This is a genomic window from Streptomyces sp. 2131.1 (assembly GCF_900105515.1).
Classification (GTDB): domain Bacteria; phylum Actinomycetota; class Actinomycetes; order Streptomycetales; family Streptomycetaceae; genus Streptomyces; species Streptomyces drozdowiczii.
The window spans coordinates 3,909,896-3,924,653 of the sequence record NZ_FNSY01000001.1 but is presented as its reverse complement, the minus strand read 5'-3'; the positions used below and the strand labels follow the sequence as shown (position 1 = coordinate 3,924,653).

The window sequence follows — 14,758 nt, the reverse complement described above, 5'->3', positions numbered from 1 at the left end:
CGGGGGGATTGCTGCGGGGGGGGAATGCTTCGGCGGAAGCACTGCCGGGGGATTCGCCGCCAAAGTAGCCGCGTGCACACCGGCTCCAGGAGATCCCGTCCGCCCCATCGCACCGCGTTATGGGGCGGACCGCGCCGGGGCCAGGCTGTCTCCGTATACAGGGCCCGAGTAGGTTCCCCTCATGCGAATAGGCCGGCTGCTGGGCAGTGGACGCAACGCGGACGTGTACGAGCTGGACGAAGCGTGGGTCCTGCGGCGTTACCGGGACGGGATGGACGCCACCCGCGAACTGCCCGTCATGTCCTACCTGTCGGCCTCCGGCTATCCGGTGCCCCGGCTCGGCCCGCAGCCCCCGTCGGCCGGCCCCGGCGACCTGGTCCTCCAGCGCCTGCACGGTCCGACGATGCTGGAGTCCCTGATGTCCGGGGCGGTCGGTGCCGAGGAGGGCGCCGCGCTGCTGACCGGGCTGCTCGCCGACCTCCACACGGTCCCGGCCCGGCTCTCGCCCGACCCGGACGACCGCATCCTCCACCTGGACCTGCACCCGGACAACGTGGTGCTGACGCTGGACGGGCCGATGGTGATCGACTGGAGCAACACCGAGGAGGGCCCGCCCGCCCTGGACCGGGCCATGTCGGCGCTGATCCTGGCGCAGGTGGCGGTGGACACCGCGCACCCGGCGGCGGACGGTGCCCGGCAACTGGTAACCGCCCTGCTGCCCCGCCTCGCCGCCGACGACGGCATCCCCGCCCACCACCTCGCCGACGCGGCGGCCCGACGCACCCTCAACCCGACGATGTCCCCCGCGGAGAAGGCCCTGATCGGGGAGGCGGCGGCCCTGGTCGCCCGACGCGCGGACCGGTAGCAGGCCCTATTCGCGCGCCCCGGCGAGCTCCACCGGCCGGGTGCGCAGGGCGAGCGAGGCCGGCAGCACGGCGAAGACCACCGCGAGGGCCGCGCTCACCGCCACCACCAGCCCGACGGCCTCCCACGGCACGACGACCGCCGCCGGGACCCCGAGCCGCCCGAGCGCTGCCCGTACGCCGAGCAGGTTGAGCGCGGCCACCGCCCCGCCGAGCCCCGCGCCCACCGCCACCACGGCCAGCGCCTCCGCCCCGGCCAGCCGCAGCACCTGCGCCCAGGTCGCCCCGGCGAGGCGCAGGACCGCGAAGTCGCGGACCCGGTCCGCCGTGGCCATGACCTGGGTGTTGGCCAGCGCGATCCCGGTGTAGACGAGGGCGATGGCGAGGATCATCAGCAGCCCGGCCCGGGTGCTGCCCCCGCCCGGCGCCTCGGCCGCCGCCCACGCGTCCCGGGTCAGCACCTCGGTGCCGGTGGCCCGCCCCACCGCGCGCAGCTCCCGCTCGACGGCTCTCCGGTCCGCGCCGGCGCGTACGGCGATCTCGACGCGGTCGACACCGGCGCCCGCCGCGTGGCGCCGGGTGAGGTAGACGCCGTTGTCACCGGTGCCGGTGGCGAGCACGGCCGCCACGCGCAGGGTGACCTCGCGGCCGTCGCCCAGCCAGACGCGGACGCGCTCGCCGACCCGGTGGGTCACCCACTCCTCGTTCACGACGATCGAGTCGTCGTCCAGGCCGGTGAGCCGGCCCGCCACCACGGGCAGCGCGGACACGGCGGCCGCGTCGGACGGGTCCACCGCCCTGGCGTCGGAGCGGATGAGCGCGGTGCCCTCTTCGAGCACGCTCACGGAGGTGGCCCGCGAGGCGCTGACCCGGACGCCCTCGATCCGGCGGGCGCGGTCCACGAACGCCTCCGGTACATCGCCGTGTTCATCCGTGGCGACGAAGTCCGCGGTGACCTGGCCGTGCGCCTCGGCCGCCTTGGCCGCGTCGATCGTGGCCTTGGTGCCCATCAGCGACGCGGCCAGGGCGACGGTGACGAGCACGGGCGCGGCGACCGCGGCCGTCCGGCGCAGCCCGGCTGAGGCGTTCTCCCGGACCAGCAGGCCGGTGGCGCCCGGCAGCCGGGCCGGCAGCCAGGTCAGGAGGCGGAGCGCGGGGCGGACCAGGACGGGGGCGAACAAGGCGCATCCAGTGATCAGGAGCATCGGCTGTGTGGTGTACGTCTTGCGCTTGAGCAGGCCCGCCGGGTCCTGGACGAGGCCGAGCACCACCAGCACCGCCCCGGTGAGCAGGACTGCGGTCCCGAGCACCACCCGTACCGGCGGCATCGTGCCGCTGTCCACGGCGGCGTCCCGCAGGGCCTCGGCGGGGCGCACCCGTCCGGCGCGGTGGGCTGCGGCGACCGCCCCGGTGAGGGCGACGGCGAGGCCGGTCCAGAACGCGGTGTGCAGCGGCCAGTTCTGGTCACCGATGGCGAACCAGGCCGGCGCGAGCCCCTGTTGGGCCATCCAGTGCGCGAGCCGGGGCGCCCCGGACAGCCCGAGCCGGCAGCCCGCCGCCGAGGCGAGGAGGCCGACGAGTGCGGCCTCCGCGTACACCAGCCGCCGCACCTGGCCCGGCGTCGCGCCCGCCATGCGCAGCAGGCCGAACTCGCGACGGCGCTGGGCCACGGCGAAGGAGAACGTGGAGGCGACGACGAACACGGAGACGAAGGCGGTGATGCCGGCGGCGGTGCCGAGCAGGGCGTTCACGGAGACCAGCGCCTCGGCGTCCCGGTCCGGGTCGGGGTCGGCCCTGCGCCGGTCGTCGCCGGTGAGGACGTCCAGGCCCGGGCCGACGGCGGCGCGCACGGCGGCCGGGTCGGCGTGCACCACGACGGCGTCGATGTCCGGGGAGAGCCGAGCGGCCTCCGCCTCGCCGAAGAACACCGCGCGCTCGACGGGGGCGGGGCGCACGGTCCCGGTCACCGCCCAACGCCCCCTGCCCGCAGGCGTGGTGAGGGTGATGCGGTCCCCCACGACCCCCTCCCCCGCCGCGACCACGACCTCGCCGGACGCGGCGGGCGGATGACCGGAGAGCAGCCGGTACGGGGCCGCGGCGGCGACGGGCCAGGGGTGCCCGGCCGCCTCGCCGGACCCGTCCCCCGCCACCACCGGGAACGTACGGTCCACCGCCGTCCGCCCCAGCCCCGCCAGCCGCTCGGCCACTTCGGCCGGAACGGGCCGGGGATCGGTGAGCTTCTGCGTACGGACGCCGACCGACGTGCGTACGCGCACCTCGTCCTCGCCCCGCACCACCACCGGCGCGGCGGCGAACCGCTCCGGTGCCTGGTCCGGTCCGGCGAAGGTGGCGGCGAGGGCCAGCCCCGTCGTGGCGATGATCCCCACGCCGAGGGCCAGCGCGAGGAAGGAGCCGGCGAGGGTGACCCAGCGGTTCCTTATGCCTTGAAGGACGAGCTTCAGCACGGGACGGCCCCCATCCGCGTCATGCGGGCCGCGATCTCCTCGGCCACCGGGGCGTGCAGCTCGTCGCGCACCCTGCCGTCAGCGAGGAACAGCACCCGGTCCGCGTAGGAGGCGGCGACCGGGTCGTGGGTCACCATGATCACGGTCTGGCCGTCGTCCGCCATGGTCCGGAGCAGCGTCAGCACCTCGCGGCCGGTCGTGGAGTCCAGCGCGCCGGTCGGCTCGTCGCCGAACAGGACGTCGGGCCGGGTGACCAGGGCGCGGGCGAGCGCCACCCGCTGCTGCTGGCCGCCCGACAGCTCACCGGGGCGGTGCCCGGCCCGCCCGCCGAGGCCCACCCGGTCCAGGACTCCGAGGACGTCGGCGCGCTTCGGGCGGCGGCCCGCGAGTCTCAGCGGGAGGGCCACGTTCTGCTCGGCGGTGAGGGCGGGGAGCAGGTTGAACGCCTGGAAGACGAAGCCTATGCGGCTGCGGCGGAGCAGGGTCAGCCGGCGTTCGCTCAGCCCGGTCAGCTCCGTGTCTCCGAGGAACACCTGCCCCGCGGTGGGCCGGTCGAGCCCGGCGGTGCACTGGAGCAGGGTGGACTTGCCGGAGCCGGAGGGGCCCATGACGGCGGTGAAGGAGCCCCGGGGGATGTCCAGGCTGACCGCGTCGAGCGCGGTGACGGCACCGGACTTCCCGGCGTAGGACCGGGTGACCGAGCGGAGTTGGACGGCTGCGTGATTCATGCCTTCAGCCAACCGCCGTCGGCCGCCCGGCACATCGCAGCGGTTTCCACTTCTGAGGTGGAGGTAGCTCCACCTCAGAAGTGGAAACCGCTGGGTGGTCCGGGTCCGTGGGCGCCGCCTACGGTTCCCCCATGTCCTCGTCCTCCGGCCTCCACCAGGCCCTGTGGCAGCGGCGTTACCTGCGCGGCCCCTGGCCGTGGCGGGCGGCGCTCTACCTGCTGACCGGCGCAATCGTCGGCGTCCTGGCGTTCGCCGTCCTCCTGCTGCTCGCGGTCGCGGGCGGCGCGCTCGCCGTGCTCCTCGTCGGCCTGCCGCTCCTGCTCACCCTGGCCCTCTCCGGCATCCCGCTCGCCGCCCTGGAGCGCCGCAGGCTGCGGCTGGTGGACCCCCGCCCGCTCGCCCCGGTCCACGGCGAACCGGACGGCACCGGGCTCACCGCCTGGCTGAAGACCCGGCTGCGGGAGCGGGCGACCTGGCGGGAGTTGGGGTACGCGCTGCTCACCGCAATCGTCCTGTGGCCGCTGGAAGCGGTGACCGTGGGGGCGGCGCTCACTGTGTGCGGCGGGCTGATCGCGGCGCCCGTGGTGCTGGCCGTGAGCGGCGGCGAGGAGGCCCGGGTGCTGAAGCTGTGGCTCGTCCACTCCTATCCGGCCGCCTTCGGGACGCTGCTCGCCGGGCTGGTACTGCTCCCGGTGTTCGCGTATCCGGTGGGGGTGCTGGCGGCCTGGCGCGCGACGCTGGCCCGGGCGCTGCTCGCGGACTCCGGTGCCGGGGCGCGGCTGCGGGAGCTGGACCGGTCGCGCACCCGGCTGGTGGACGCCTTCGAGGCCGAGCGGCGGCGCATCGAGCGCGATCTGCACGACGGGGCGCAGCAGCGGCTGGTGGCCCTGTCGATGGCGCTCGGACTGGCCCGGCTGGAGGGCCCGCCGGAGCCGCTGGCCGGGCTGCTGGCCAAGGCGCACAGCGAGGCGGACACCGCGCTGGTGGAGATCCGGGAGCTGATCCGGGGCATCCACCCCCAGGTCCTCACCGACCGGGGGCTGGAAGCGGCCGTCGAGGACGTCGCGGACCGCTCGGTGATACCGGTCGATGTGGAGCTGGAGCTGCCGGAGCGGCTGCCGGGGGCCGTGGAGAGCGGGGTCTACTTCGCGGTGTGCGAGGCGTTGGCGAACGCGACGCGACACAGTGGGGCGGAGCGGGTCCGGGTGTCCGGGCAGGTGGCGCGCGGGCGGCTGGTGGTGGAGGTGGCGGACGACGGGCGGGGCGGCGCATCGGCCGAGGACGGGACGGGGCTCCAGGGCGTTTCCGACCGTCTCTCGGTGCTGGACGGCCGTTTGGTACTGTCCAGTCCCCCCGGCGGGCCCACGGTGTTCCGCCTGGAAGTCCCCGTACCGGGCGCGAGCGGGAGGCCCTGAGCGTGCGGATCGTACTGGCCGAGGACAGCGTGCTCCTGCGCGAAGGGCTCGTCGGTCTCCTCGAACGGTTCGGCCACCAGGTGGTGGCGGGCGCGGGGACGGCGGACGAGCTGATCGCGGCGGTCGCCGAGCACGGCCCGGACATCGTGGTGACCGATGTCCGCATGCCGCCCGGCTTCTCCGACGAAGGCCTGCGTGCCGCGCTCGAACTGCGCGCGAAGCAGCCCGGGTTGCCGGTGCTCGTGCTCAGCCAGTACGTGCAGCGCGCCTATGCGGAGGATCTGCTCGACTCGGCGGACGGGCGGGGCGTCGGCTATCTCCTCAAGGAACGCATCGGCCACGTCGAGGAGTTCGTGGACGCCCTCGCCCGGGTCGCCGCCGGGGACACCGTGGTGGACCCGGAGGTGGTCCGGCAGCTGATCCGGCACCGCCGGGACCCGCTGTCCCGGCTGACCGCGCGCGAGCTGGAGGTGCTGGCCCTGATGGCGGAGGGCAAGTCCAACGCCTCGGTCGCGGCGGCCCTTTCGGTGAGCGAGGGCACGGTGAGCAAGCACTTCGGCTCCATCCTCGGCAAGCTGGACCTGTCCGTGGACGACACCACCAATCGCCGGGTACTCGCGGTGCTGGCGTATCTCAGGGGCTGACCCCTCCGGCCCGGCGCGCCCAGCCCGCCTCGCTCCGGCCGCCGGGCCGGACGCGGCGGCCCGCGCGCGACCACGGGGCCGGGCGGACCACGTCGGCGGGAAGGTCCTCGGCGCGGTGGTGGGCCAGGGCGTGCAGGACAGTGAGGACGGCGGCCAGTTCCTCGGGCGTGGGGTCTCCGGACAGGAGGCGGATGGTCATGCCGGCTGGTTCCCGTGCTTGCGGTGCGGGAGCGCCACCGTCTTGGTCCGGAGCATGGCGAGACCGGCGGCGAGGACGGCCCGGGTGCGCGCCGGGTCGATGACGTCGTCGACGAGCCCGCGCTCGGCCGCGTAGTAGGGGTGCATCAGCTCCGCCTTGTACTCCTTGACCAGCTGCTGCCGGGTCGCCTCCGGGTCGTCGGACGCGGCGATCTGCCGGCGGAAGACGACGTTGGCCGCGCCCTCCGCGCCCATGACCGCGATCTCGTTGGCGGGCCAGGCGTAGGAGAGGTCGGTGCCGATGGACCGGGAGTCCATGACGATGTACGCGCCGCCGTAGGCCTTGCGCAGGATGACCTGGATACGGGGCACGGTCGCGTTGCAGTACGCGTACAGCAGCTTCGCCCCGTGCCGGATGATGCCGCCGTGCTCCTGGTCGACGCCGGGTAGGAAGCCGGGCACGTCGACCAACGTGACGAGCGGGATGTTGAAGGCGTCGCACAGCTGCACGAAGCGCGCGGCCTTCTCCGAGGCGTGGATGTCGAGCACCCCGGCCAGCACCATGGGCTGGTTCGCGACGACGCCGACCGTGCGCCCGTCGATCCGGCCGAGGGCGCAGATGACGTTCCCGGCCCAGTGCTCGTGGACCTCCATCAGGTCGCCGTCGTCCACCACCTCGCGGACCACCTGGCGCATGTCGTAAGGGCGTTGCGGGTCTGCCGGGACCAGGTCGAGCAGGTCGTCCCCGGGGCGGTCGGCCGGGTCGTCGCAGGCGACGGCGGGCGGTTCCTCGGTGCTGTTGGCCGGGAGCAGCGTGATCAGGTGGCGGACCTCCTCCAGGCAGGTCTCCTCGTCGTCGTACGCGAAGTGCGCGACGCCGGAGGTGCCGGCGTGGACGTCGGCGCCGCCGAGGCCGTTCTGCGTGACCTTCTCGCCGGTGACGGCCTGGATGACGTCGGGGCCGGTGATGAACATCTGGGAGGTCTCGCGGACCATGAAGACGAAGTCGGTGAGCGCCGGTGAGTAGGCGGCGCCGCCCGCGCACGGGCCGAGCATCACACTGATCTGCGGGATCACCCCGGAGGCGCGGGTGTTGCGCTGGAAGATGCCGCCGTAGCCGGCGAGCGCGGTGACGCCCTCCTGGATGCGGGCGCCGGCCCCGTCGTTGAGCGAGACGAGCGGCGCGCCGGCCGCCAGGGCCAGGTCCATCACCTTGTGGATCTTCGCGGCGTGCGCCTCGCCCAGGGCCCCGCCGAAGATCCGGAAGTCGTGGGCGTAGACGAAGACCGTGCGGCCCTCGACGGTGCCCCAGCCGCCGACGACGCCGTCGGTGTGCGGGCGCCGGTCCTCCAGGCCGAAGCCTGTGGCGCGGTGCCGGCGCAGCGGCTCGACCTCCTCGAAGGTGCCCGGGTCGAGCAGCAGGCCGATGCGCTCGCGGGCGGTGAGCTTGCCCTTGGCGTGCTGGCGTTCGGTGGCGGCCGCGTCCCCGGCGGCCACGGTGGCGTGCAGGCCGTTCAGTTCGGCGGTACGGGTGCGGAGCGAGAGCACCGCGTCGGGCGCCGCGAACTCCTCCTCCAGCTCTGCCAACGTCTGGGTTTCCACGGTTCGACTCCCTTGTCTGCTCGGACTGGTCAGAGGCCGAGGCCGCGGTAGCGGCGTGGCCAGATGCCGTGCTTGCCGGGGGCGAGAATGCCCTCCGCGTCGAGTGCGTCCTTGATGCGTTCGCCGAGCCTGCGCACGGCGTGGTCGTTGAAGCCGTAGGTCGCGGCGACCCGGTCCATCAGCGCGGGGTGGGCGCGCTGGACGCCGTAACCGGCCTCCGCCGCGGCCCGGACCAGTGCCTCGCACAGCTCCAGGGCCCGCGCCCGGTCGTCCGCGTCCCGCGTGTCGAAGACGGCGGTGACCCGGTGGTGCAGTGCCCGCGCCCCGACCGCGAAGGCGCCCAGGTAGTCCCTGCCGTACGCGTGCGCGTGGTCGCGGGCCAGCGCGTACTGCGCGAGGGCGTCCGCGCCGGTCACCGGTGACACGGGGGTGAGGTCGAGCCGGCCCCCGTACGGCAGCCAGCCGTCGGCCTCGTCCGCGGGCGGCCGTGCGTACCCCGCCTCGCCGTCGCCCCCCTCGGCGCGGGAGAACCGGGCGCCGGGGACGGCGGCGAGCGCGTCCCGGATCACGGACCACTGGGCGTCGATCACCGCGGGCGCCCCCGCCAGCTCCCCGTACAGGTTCCAGCGGCCGATGCCGAGGTCCGCCATCAGCGCGCGGACGGCGCTGTCGGGGACCGGCCCGGTGCCACGGTGGTACGTGGCGCGGCTGCCGGCCGCCGCCGCGTCGAGGAGCACGCTGCGGACGGTCGGCGTCCCGGTGAGGGTGCGGTCCCTCAGCAGCGGGCGCAGGGCGTCGACCAAGGGCCCGAGCCCGTCCTCCGCCGGGACGGCGACCGCGTAGGCCCGTCGGGCGGCCGGTTCGGGGCGCAGCCGCACCCCGAGCTTGGTGACGATCCCGAACGCGGACCGGGCGAACATCGCGCCGAGCGCCGGCCCGCAGCCGTAGGGCGCCCAGGGCCCTGAACCGGTCAGGGCGGCCGTCCCGGTGCGCACCACGTCCCCGTCGGCGAGCACGACCTCCATGCCGTACGGGGACGCGTCGGCGCCCTCGTATCCGGGGCCGCCGGTGGAGCGCTCCAGGACCTCGCCGAGGACGCTGCCCCAGCGGGGTCCGTCCAGGTCCACCCGCTGGTCCAGGCCGAGTCCGGCGATGTGCCCCGCCAGGTCGTGGAAGGTGACCCCGGGCTCGACGACCGCGTAGCCGCCGGCCGGGTCCACCTCGACGACCCGGTTCAGCCGGGCCAGGTCGACGGCGACGGCCCCCGGGAGCCGGGGCGCCGGGCCGCCGAAGCCCGGGTCGCGCCCCGGCAGCACGGGTGAGAGCGGGACCCCGAAGGCGCCGGCGATCCGCACCGCCGCCCGGACGTCCTCGACCGAGCCGGGCATCAGGGCGGCGGATGCGCCGAAGTGCGCGTCGCCCAGGACTGGTTGCGGGTCGGTGTAGCCCGGCAGGCCGACCGCGCCCTCGGTCAGGACCCACCGCGGGCCCAGGGCCACCCGGAAGGCGGCCAGGGCCCGGGTGAACTCCCGGCCGTCCACCCCGGGCGGGAGCCGGCGGACCTTCACGGCGTGCCTGCCCCGATCCGGACCGGGGACCGCTCCGAGGGCGCGAACGCCTGGATGTCGATGCGTTCCCACACCCCGGAGACGGCGAACGGGTCACCCGTGGCGAACTCCTCCACCTCGTCCCGGGTCCCGGCCTCCACCACGATCAGGCTGCCGACGGCGGTGGTCCCGTCGGCGGCCACCAGGGGGCCGTACAGCACGGGCCGTACGCTCGCCTCCCGCAGCCGGGCCGAGTGGGCCGGGCGCTGGGCCGCGCGCAGTGCGGCGCTTCCCGGCGCGTCCAGGCAGTGGATCGCCCACAGCATGTCCTTACTCCTTCCGTTCGTCCTGACTCGTCGTGACAAGAGGCGCGGCCCGGTCAGGCGGCGCGGTCGGCGCTGAACGCCGGGGCCGACTGCTCGCGGAGGCGGGTCAGTTCGCTGACGACGGCCTGGCGGGCGGCGAGCTTCTCCTGCTTGACGGAGAACTTCTCCGGGATGACCCGGTACTCGGCCTCGACGACGCTGGCGAGCTTCTCGCCGTGATGGAAGCCGATCCGGCACCGGAAGACCGATCCGACCGGGCTGCGGGTGTGTTCGAGCAACTCGTACTGGGCGGTCGCGGGCAGCGGGAAGACGAAGCTGTGGAACTCGGAGTTGACCGAGCTGATCACGAAGCGGGTCTTCTCCGGGCCGGTGACGAAGAACTGCTCGGTGACGACCGTCCACATCTGACGGGCCGCCTCAAGCAGGGTGATGGCCGGGATGTGCTGCCCGGTGAGGTGGTCCTCCAGGACCTCGACGCGCTCGTCGATGACGAGGTCGGCGACGAAGCGCTTCTCGCCGGTCTGGCCGACCGGGCCGATCAGGACGTTCTTCGCGTCGTGCTTGTGGGTGAGCCGCTGCTCGGCGGGTTCCGGGACCCCGCCCTTGCCCAGCGAGACGGCCGGCCCGTGCTCCTCGGCCAGGGCGCGTATCTCGGCGAGCTGACCGGCGCTGAGGCCCTGGCCGATGCTCACCGACAGGCTCTCGGTCAGCTCCCCGGTGCGCAGCCGGGCGATCAGCTCGGAGACCGGGACGGTCCCGCGGTTGGCGAGGAAGTCCTCGAAACGGTCCCCGACGGCGATGAGTGCTTCGTGCGACATGTCGATCCCTCCAGAGTGTGGGGCTGGTGCGGGCGGGTGCCGTGCTCAGACGGCGGTGGCCGCCAACTGCTCGACGGTGCGGACGTACGCGTCGGACAGGGCGCCGACCGTGCGGACGTCGGAGATGACGTACTCCTCCTCGAAGGGGTCGACGCCGAGCTCCATCTCCAGCTGGATGACGAGGCGGGCCAGCAGCAGGGAGTTGAGCCCCAGCTCGTGCAGGAACTCCGAGCCGGTGAGCGTGGGGTGCGTCGGGCGCTCGGCCTCGGCGAGCAGGGCGTTGATCTCCTGGTGGACCAGGGCGGTGATGTCGGCTGCGATCAGCATGTGATTCCTCCGTCTACGACGATCGACTGTCCGGTGATGAATGAAGAGGCGGGCGAGATGAGATAGAGAACGGCGTCGGCGATTTCGTTCATGGTGCCGAGCCGGCCGAGCGGGGTGCGTCGCTGAATTCGTTCCCGGTTCCTCTCGGTGACTTCCTCGGTCATGTCACTGTCGAAGAATCCGGGGACCAGCGAATTCACCCGGATATTGAAGGCCCCGAGTTCCCGGGCCAGACTGCGGCTGAATCCGTCGAGTCCGGCCTTGGTGGCGGCGTAGACCGCCACGCCCCGGTAGCCGCGGATGGCGTTGATGGACGAGATGTTGAGGATCTGGCCGCCGCCCTGGCGCGTCATCGCGCGGGCGCAGGCCTGGGCGAGGGTGATCGGGGCGAGCAGGTTGCTCGCGATCAGCGTCTCGGTCTGCTTGCGGGAGGTGGTCAGGAAGAGTTCCTGGTGCAGCACGGCCGCGTTGTTGACGAGCAGGTCGACCCGGCCGAAGCTGCGCACCGTCGTCCGCACGACCCCGCGCAGCGCATCGGGGTCCCCGAGGTCGGCGGCCTCCCACAGGAAGCGGTCGCCCCGCTCGGCCTGGAGGTCCTTGACGAAGTCGTTGGCGGACCGGCTGAAGGTGGCGACCCGCCAGCCATCCGCGAGCAGTCGCTCGACGAGCAGCCGGCCGAGCCCGCGGCTGCCGCCGCTGACGAGGGCGACCCGGTCCTCGGGGGCGGTCGCCCCGTCGGCGCTCATGCGGCGCTCCGGATCTTCTTGTACCGCTCCGAGTGCTGCGGGGCGGCGGAGATCTCCACGAGCACCGGGACCTTGTACGCCTCCAGGCGCCGGCCGCAGTACTCCCGCACCCTGCGCGTCACCGCGCGCCGGTCCTCGTCCTCGACGAGCTGCACGGTCGCCTTGACGACCATGCCGGTGACCGGGCTCGGGCGGCCGCTGACGGTGGCCTCCGCGATGTTCTCGACCTCCAGCAGGACGCTCTCGACCTCGCTGGGGTAGACCTTCTCGCCGCCGACGTTGATGATCTCGGAGTTGCGGCCCAGGATGCGCACCCAGTCGCCGTCGACCTCGACGACGTCCTGCGTGTTGAAGAACCCCTCCTCGTCGAAGGGCGCGGGCGCGTTGAGGTAGCCGAGCATGGCCATCTCGGAGCGGATCCACAGGATGTTGTCGATGATCCGGTGCTCGAAGCCGGCCGAGCCGAGCTTCACCCACAGGGTGTCGTCGCCGCGCGACCGCGTCGGCAGGATGCCCAGCTCGGACAGCCCGTACGTCTGTTTCAGCCGTACGCCCGGCAGCGCCTCGCCGAGCCGGCGCAGCGTCTGGAGCGGCATGGGTTCGGTGCCGTACGTGACGAGCTTCAGCGAGTCGGTGGCGTAGCGCTCGTGGGCGCCGGAGATCAGCACCATGTTCAGGAAGGTCGGGGTGGTCGGCAGGATCTGCACCCGGTGCTCGGCTATCGCCTCGAAGACGGCCTCCGGGGTTCGCTCGGCGACCGTGACCACGGTGCCGCCCTGGCTGAGCGTGTACAGCAGGGTGTTGACGCCGCCGATGTGGTCCAGGCTCAGGAAGGACAGGATGCGCGAGGGGCGGGTGGGCTCGCCGTACCGCGCGAGCACCTTGTCGAAGTCGAGCACCGACGCCTTGCTGCGGCCGGTCGTGCCCGAGCTGAACAGCACCAGGCCGGGCCGGCCCGCGTCCCGCAGCTCCCGGTAGAGCGCGTGGTCCGCGGTGCGGCCGGTGCGCTCGCAGCGGTGTACGCCGCCCTCGTCGACCTTGACGACGACCTCGACCTCGGCCACGTCCAGGAACTCCGCGCGCTTCGCGGCCGGCAGGGTGCCGAGCGGGACGACGACGACCCCGCGCTCGATCAGCGCCAGCAGACCGGCGCATGCCTGCGGGGAGTACGCGCCCTCCAGCGTGACGACCTCGCCGGCGCGGACCTCGTACCGGTCGAGGAAGAGCCGCCACTCGCCGACGAGCCTCAGCAGGTCCTCGTAGCGGTAGCTGCGGCCCTCGAAGGCGACGGCCTCGGAATCCCGGAAGGATTCCAGTCGGGTCAGAAACGGATGGGGCATCGTTTTCTCCTGGGGGGTGATTTCTTTCGGATTTCGATGATTCGAAGCTAGCCCGGGGTAATTCGTCGCTCAATATGGCTTTTATGAGCCCCCGTACGGAGTGGCCGTACGGAATGGCTTTCCGGGGTACCCGTTCGGGCAGGGGTACGGGGTAGCCGAAAGGGCATGTAGCGGAAGAGGCATCGACGGGCGCATGCTCGGAGGCGTAACGCACGACTGCCGTGACCTGTCCTGGGATGGCAGCGGGCCGCCGAATACGGCCGGCCCCGGTGCGCCGGCTTTCCGGCGCGTTGCCCCCAGGAGCAGAAGTGATCCAGCAGATCCTGCCGTCCGCCGTCGCCTGCGCCGACACCACCGCCGACCTCCCCGAAGCCCGAGTCCTGCCGGAGGAGGAGCCGTTGCTCGCGAAGTGCGTGGAACACCGGCGCCGGGAGTTCACGACCACCCGGCACTGCGCCCGCACGGCCATGTCGGCACTCGGGGTGCCCCCCGCCCCGGTCCTGCCGGGTGCCAAGGGCGAACCGCGCTGGCCCGCCGGGGTGACCGGCAGCATGACGCACTGCGACGGCTACCGGGCGGCGGCGCTGTCCCGCAGCGACCGGTTCCACAGCGTCGGGATCGACGCCGAGCGCCACGCGCCGCTGGAGGAGTCGATGGTGCGGCACATCTCGGTGCCGTCCGAGCGCGAGCACCTGGCCGAGCTGGCCCGGGCCAGACCCGAAGTGCACTGGCCCACGGTGATGTTCAGCGCCAAGGAGACCGTCTACAAGACGTGGTACCCGCTCACCGGCCGCTGGCTCGGCTTCCGGGACGCCCGGCTGGCGTTCGACCCGGAGGCCGGCACCTTCCGGGCCCGGCTGATGGTGCCCGGGCCCGTGGTGGACGGCGCCCGCCTGGGCTGGTTCACCGGCCACTGGGCGGTGCGCGAGGGGCTGGTGCTCACCGCGATCGCGCTGCGACGGGCGCGGTGAGCCGGGCGCCGGTCGCGGCTCCCCGGTCCGCGAGGCCCGTCAGCTCGGCCGCCGCCCAGGCTCCCGCCGTACGCAGCTGGCCCGGGGCCGCCGAGAGGACCGGCCAGTCCAGGCGCTGGGCGTGCTCCATCAGGACCCGGTCCGTGCCGCCGACGACCACGGGGCGGCCGACCGCGAGAAGCATGTCGAGGTCGCTCGCGTGGTCCCCGTAACAGCTGGACTCCTGGGCGTTCAGGCCGAGTCCGGCGACGGTCTCGCGGACCGCGTCGGCCTTCACGGAGCCGATCATCGGGCGCACCACCTCACCGGTGAGCAGCCCGTCGGGCCCCACCACCGGCTCCGAGCAGAGGATGAGGTCGGCCCCCAGGTCCTCGGCCAGCGGGTCCAGGCAGCCCCGGAACGAGCCGGAGACCAGCACCACCAGGTCCCCCGCCTCCCGGTGCCGGCTCGCCGCTGCCCAGGTGGCGACGGTGACGGCGGCGGGCCCGCGCCGGTACTCCTCGTACCACTCGCGCCCGGCGGTGTGCAGCTCCTCCATCGCGACCCCGGCGAACCGGCGGTAGTAGCGGCGGTTGATCTCCGAGCGGTGGACGCCGGAGGCGGCGGCCTCGCGGACGCCGGCCATCACGGCCGCGTGTCCTGAGCCGTCGTCGCCGTGGCGGGCCATCCAGAACCGCAGGAAGTCGAACATGCTCTTGGTGTTGATCAGCGTCTCGTCGACGTCGAAGAAGGCGGCGCGGGTAGCACCGGTCACAGGGCTCATCACGT

General features: G+C 73.6%; 15 protein-coding genes. 4 read left to right on the top strand and 11 right to left on the bottom strand.

Going from position 1 to position 14,758, the window contains the following annotated elements; genetic code table 11:
- Nucleotides 1–181 precede the first annotated feature (181 nt).
- The gene (locus BLW14_RS17555; RefSeq protein WP_177154012.1) at nt 182–865 is read left to right on the top strand and encodes a phosphotransferase; all 684 of its coding nucleotides are present in this window, start codon (nt 182–184) and stop codon (nt 863–865) included.
- Nucleotides 866–871: 6 nt separating this feature from the next.
- Here the strand turns inward: BLW14_RS17555 and BLW14_RS17550 are convergent, their stop codons facing one another.
- Together BLW14_RS17550 and BLW14_RS17545 are read right to left on the bottom strand one after the other, a co-directional pair.
- Nucleotides 872–3,328 carry an FtsX-like permease family protein gene (locus tag BLW14_RS17550; protein WP_093708196.1) on the bottom strand — a complete coding sequence of 819 codons (2,457 nt, stop codon included), beginning with the start codon at nt 3,326–3,328 and terminating at the stop codon, nt 872–874.
- Nucleotides 3,322–4,056, bottom strand: a complete 735-nt coding sequence (locus tag BLW14_RS17545; protein WP_093708195.1) for an ABC transporter ATP-binding protein — start codon at nt 4,054–4,056, stop codon at nt 3,322–3,324. Before BLW14_RS17545 ends, BLW14_RS17550 begins: the two co-directional genes overlap by 7 nt.
- 131 nt (nt 4,057–4,187) lie before the next feature.
- Here BLW14_RS17545 and BLW14_RS17540 point away from each other — a divergent pair, with 131 nt between their 5' ends.
- Together BLW14_RS17540 and BLW14_RS17535 are read left to right on the top strand one after the other, a co-directional pair.
- Complete coding sequence (locus BLW14_RS17540; RefSeq protein ID WP_177154011.1) at nt 4,188–5,471, top strand: sensor histidine kinase; 1,284 nt, start codon at nt 4,188–4,190, stop codon at nt 5,469–5,471.
- 2 nt (nt 5,472–5,473) lie between these two features.
- Nucleotides 5,474–6,115, top strand: coding sequence for a response regulator transcription factor (locus BLW14_RS17535; RefSeq protein WP_093708193.1), 642 nt, complete (start codon nt 5,474–5,476; stop codon nt 6,113–6,115).
- On the opposite strand, the gene BLW14_RS17530 is transcribed toward BLW14_RS17535, so the two are convergent.
- Genes BLW14_RS17530 through BLW14_RS17495 form a run of 8 tightly spaced genes read right to left on the bottom strand, consistent with a single transcriptional unit; the run spans nt 6,105 to nt 13,019 of the window.
- On the bottom strand, nt 6,105–6,314 hold the full coding sequence (locus BLW14_RS17530; protein WP_093708192.1) for an acyl-CoA carboxylase subunit epsilon: 210 nt from the start codon (nt 6,312–6,314) through the stop codon (nt 6,105–6,107). The two genes, BLW14_RS17535 and BLW14_RS17530, sit on opposite strands and share 11 nt — an antisense overlap.
- Nucleotides 6,311–7,891: an acyl-CoA carboxylase subunit beta gene (locus BLW14_RS17525; protein ID WP_371128124.1), complete on the bottom strand. Its 1,581-nt coding sequence runs from the start codon at nt 7,889–7,891 to the stop codon at nt 6,311–6,313. Before BLW14_RS17525 ends, BLW14_RS17530 begins: the two co-directional genes overlap by 4 nt.
- 53 nt (nt 7,892–7,944) lie before the next feature.
- On the bottom strand, nt 7,945–9,483 hold the full coding sequence (locus tag BLW14_RS17520; RefSeq protein ID WP_093708190.1) for an FAD-binding oxidoreductase: 1,539 nt from the start codon (nt 9,481–9,483) through the stop codon (nt 7,945–7,947).
- Nucleotides 9,480–9,788, bottom strand: a complete 309-nt coding sequence (locus BLW14_RS17515) for a YciI family protein (protein WP_093708189.1) — start codon at nt 9,786–9,788, stop codon at nt 9,480–9,482. Before BLW14_RS17515 ends, BLW14_RS17520 begins: the two co-directional genes overlap by 4 nt.
- Before the next feature lie 53 nt (nt 9,789–9,841).
- The gene (locus tag BLW14_RS17510; RefSeq protein WP_093708188.1) at nt 9,842–10,606 is read right to left on the bottom strand and encodes an AfsA-related hotdog domain-containing protein; all 765 of its coding nucleotides are present in this window, start codon (nt 10,604–10,606) and stop codon (nt 9,842–9,844) included.
- A 45-nt stretch (nt 10,607–10,651) separates the two neighbouring features.
- Complete coding sequence (locus BLW14_RS17505) at nt 10,652–10,933, bottom strand: phosphopantetheine-binding protein (protein ID WP_018102210.1); 282 nt, start codon at nt 10,931–10,933, stop codon at nt 10,652–10,654.
- The gene (locus BLW14_RS17500; protein ID WP_093708187.1) at nt 10,927–11,679 is read right to left on the bottom strand and encodes an SDR family NAD(P)-dependent oxidoreductase; all 753 of its coding nucleotides are present in this window, start codon (nt 11,677–11,679) and stop codon (nt 10,927–10,929) included. The genes BLW14_RS17505 and BLW14_RS17500 overlap by 7 nt, the downstream gene beginning before the upstream one ends.
- Nucleotides 11,676–13,019: an ANL family adenylate-forming protein gene (locus BLW14_RS17495; protein ID WP_093708186.1), complete on the bottom strand. Its 1,344-nt coding sequence runs from the start codon at nt 13,017–13,019 to the stop codon at nt 11,676–11,678. The genes BLW14_RS17500 and BLW14_RS17495 overlap by 4 nt, the downstream gene beginning before the upstream one ends.
- A 308-nt stretch (nt 13,020–13,327) precedes the next feature.
- Here BLW14_RS17495 and BLW14_RS17490 point away from each other — a divergent pair, with 308 nt between their 5' ends.
- Nucleotides 13,328–13,990, top strand: a complete 663-nt coding sequence (locus BLW14_RS17490) for a 4'-phosphopantetheinyl transferase family protein (RefSeq protein ID WP_093708185.1) — start codon at nt 13,328–13,330, stop codon at nt 13,988–13,990.
- Here BLW14_RS17490 and BLW14_RS17485 read toward each other — a convergent pair.
- A complete protein-coding gene (locus BLW14_RS17485; protein ID WP_256332823.1) occupies nt 13,959–14,753 on the bottom strand; it encodes an HAD family hydrolase in 795 nt (264 codons plus the stop codon). The genes BLW14_RS17490 and BLW14_RS17485 overlap by 32 nt on opposite strands.
- Nucleotides 14,754–14,758 lie beyond the last annotated feature (5 nt).

Excerpts from the sequence above, each read along its gene's own strand:
- BLW14_RS17555 (WP_177154012.1), top strand. The coding sequence starts at position 182 with ATGCGAATAGGCCGGCTGCTGGGCAGTGGACGCAACGCGGACGTGTAC.
- BLW14_RS17545 (WP_093708195.1), bottom strand. The coding sequence starts at position 4,056 with ATGAATCACGCAGCCGTCCAACTCCGCTCGGTCACCCGGTCCTACGCC.
- BLW14_RS17540 (WP_177154011.1), top strand. The coding sequence starts at position 4,188 with ATGTCCTCGTCCTCCGGCCTCCACCAGGCCCTGTGGCAGCGGCGTTAC.
- BLW14_RS17530 (WP_093708192.1), bottom strand. The coding sequence starts at position 6,314 with ATGACCATCCGCCTCCTGTCCGGAGACCCCACGCCCGAGGAACTGGCC.
- BLW14_RS17515 (WP_093708189.1), bottom strand. The coding sequence starts at position 9,788 with ATGCTGTGGGCGATCCACTGCCTGGACGCGCCGGGAAGCGCCGCACTG.
- BLW14_RS17510 (WP_093708188.1), bottom strand. The coding sequence starts at position 10,606 with ATGTCGCACGAAGCACTCATCGCCGTCGGGGACCGTTTCGAGGACTTC.
- BLW14_RS17505 (WP_018102210.1), bottom strand. The coding sequence starts at position 10,933 with ATGCTGATCGCAGCCGACATCACCGCCCTGGTCCACCAGGAGATCAAC.
- BLW14_RS17500 (WP_093708187.1), bottom strand. The coding sequence starts at position 11,679 with ATGAGCGCCGACGGGGCGACCGCCCCCGAGGACCGGGTCGCCCTCGTC.
- BLW14_RS17495 (WP_093708186.1), bottom strand. The coding sequence starts at position 13,019 with ATGCCCCATCCGTTTCTGACCCGACTGGAATCCTTCCGGGATTCCGAG.
- BLW14_RS17485 (WP_256332823.1), bottom strand. The coding sequence starts at position 14,753 with ATGAGCCCTGTGACCGGTGCTACCCGCGCCGCCTTCTTCGACGTCGAC.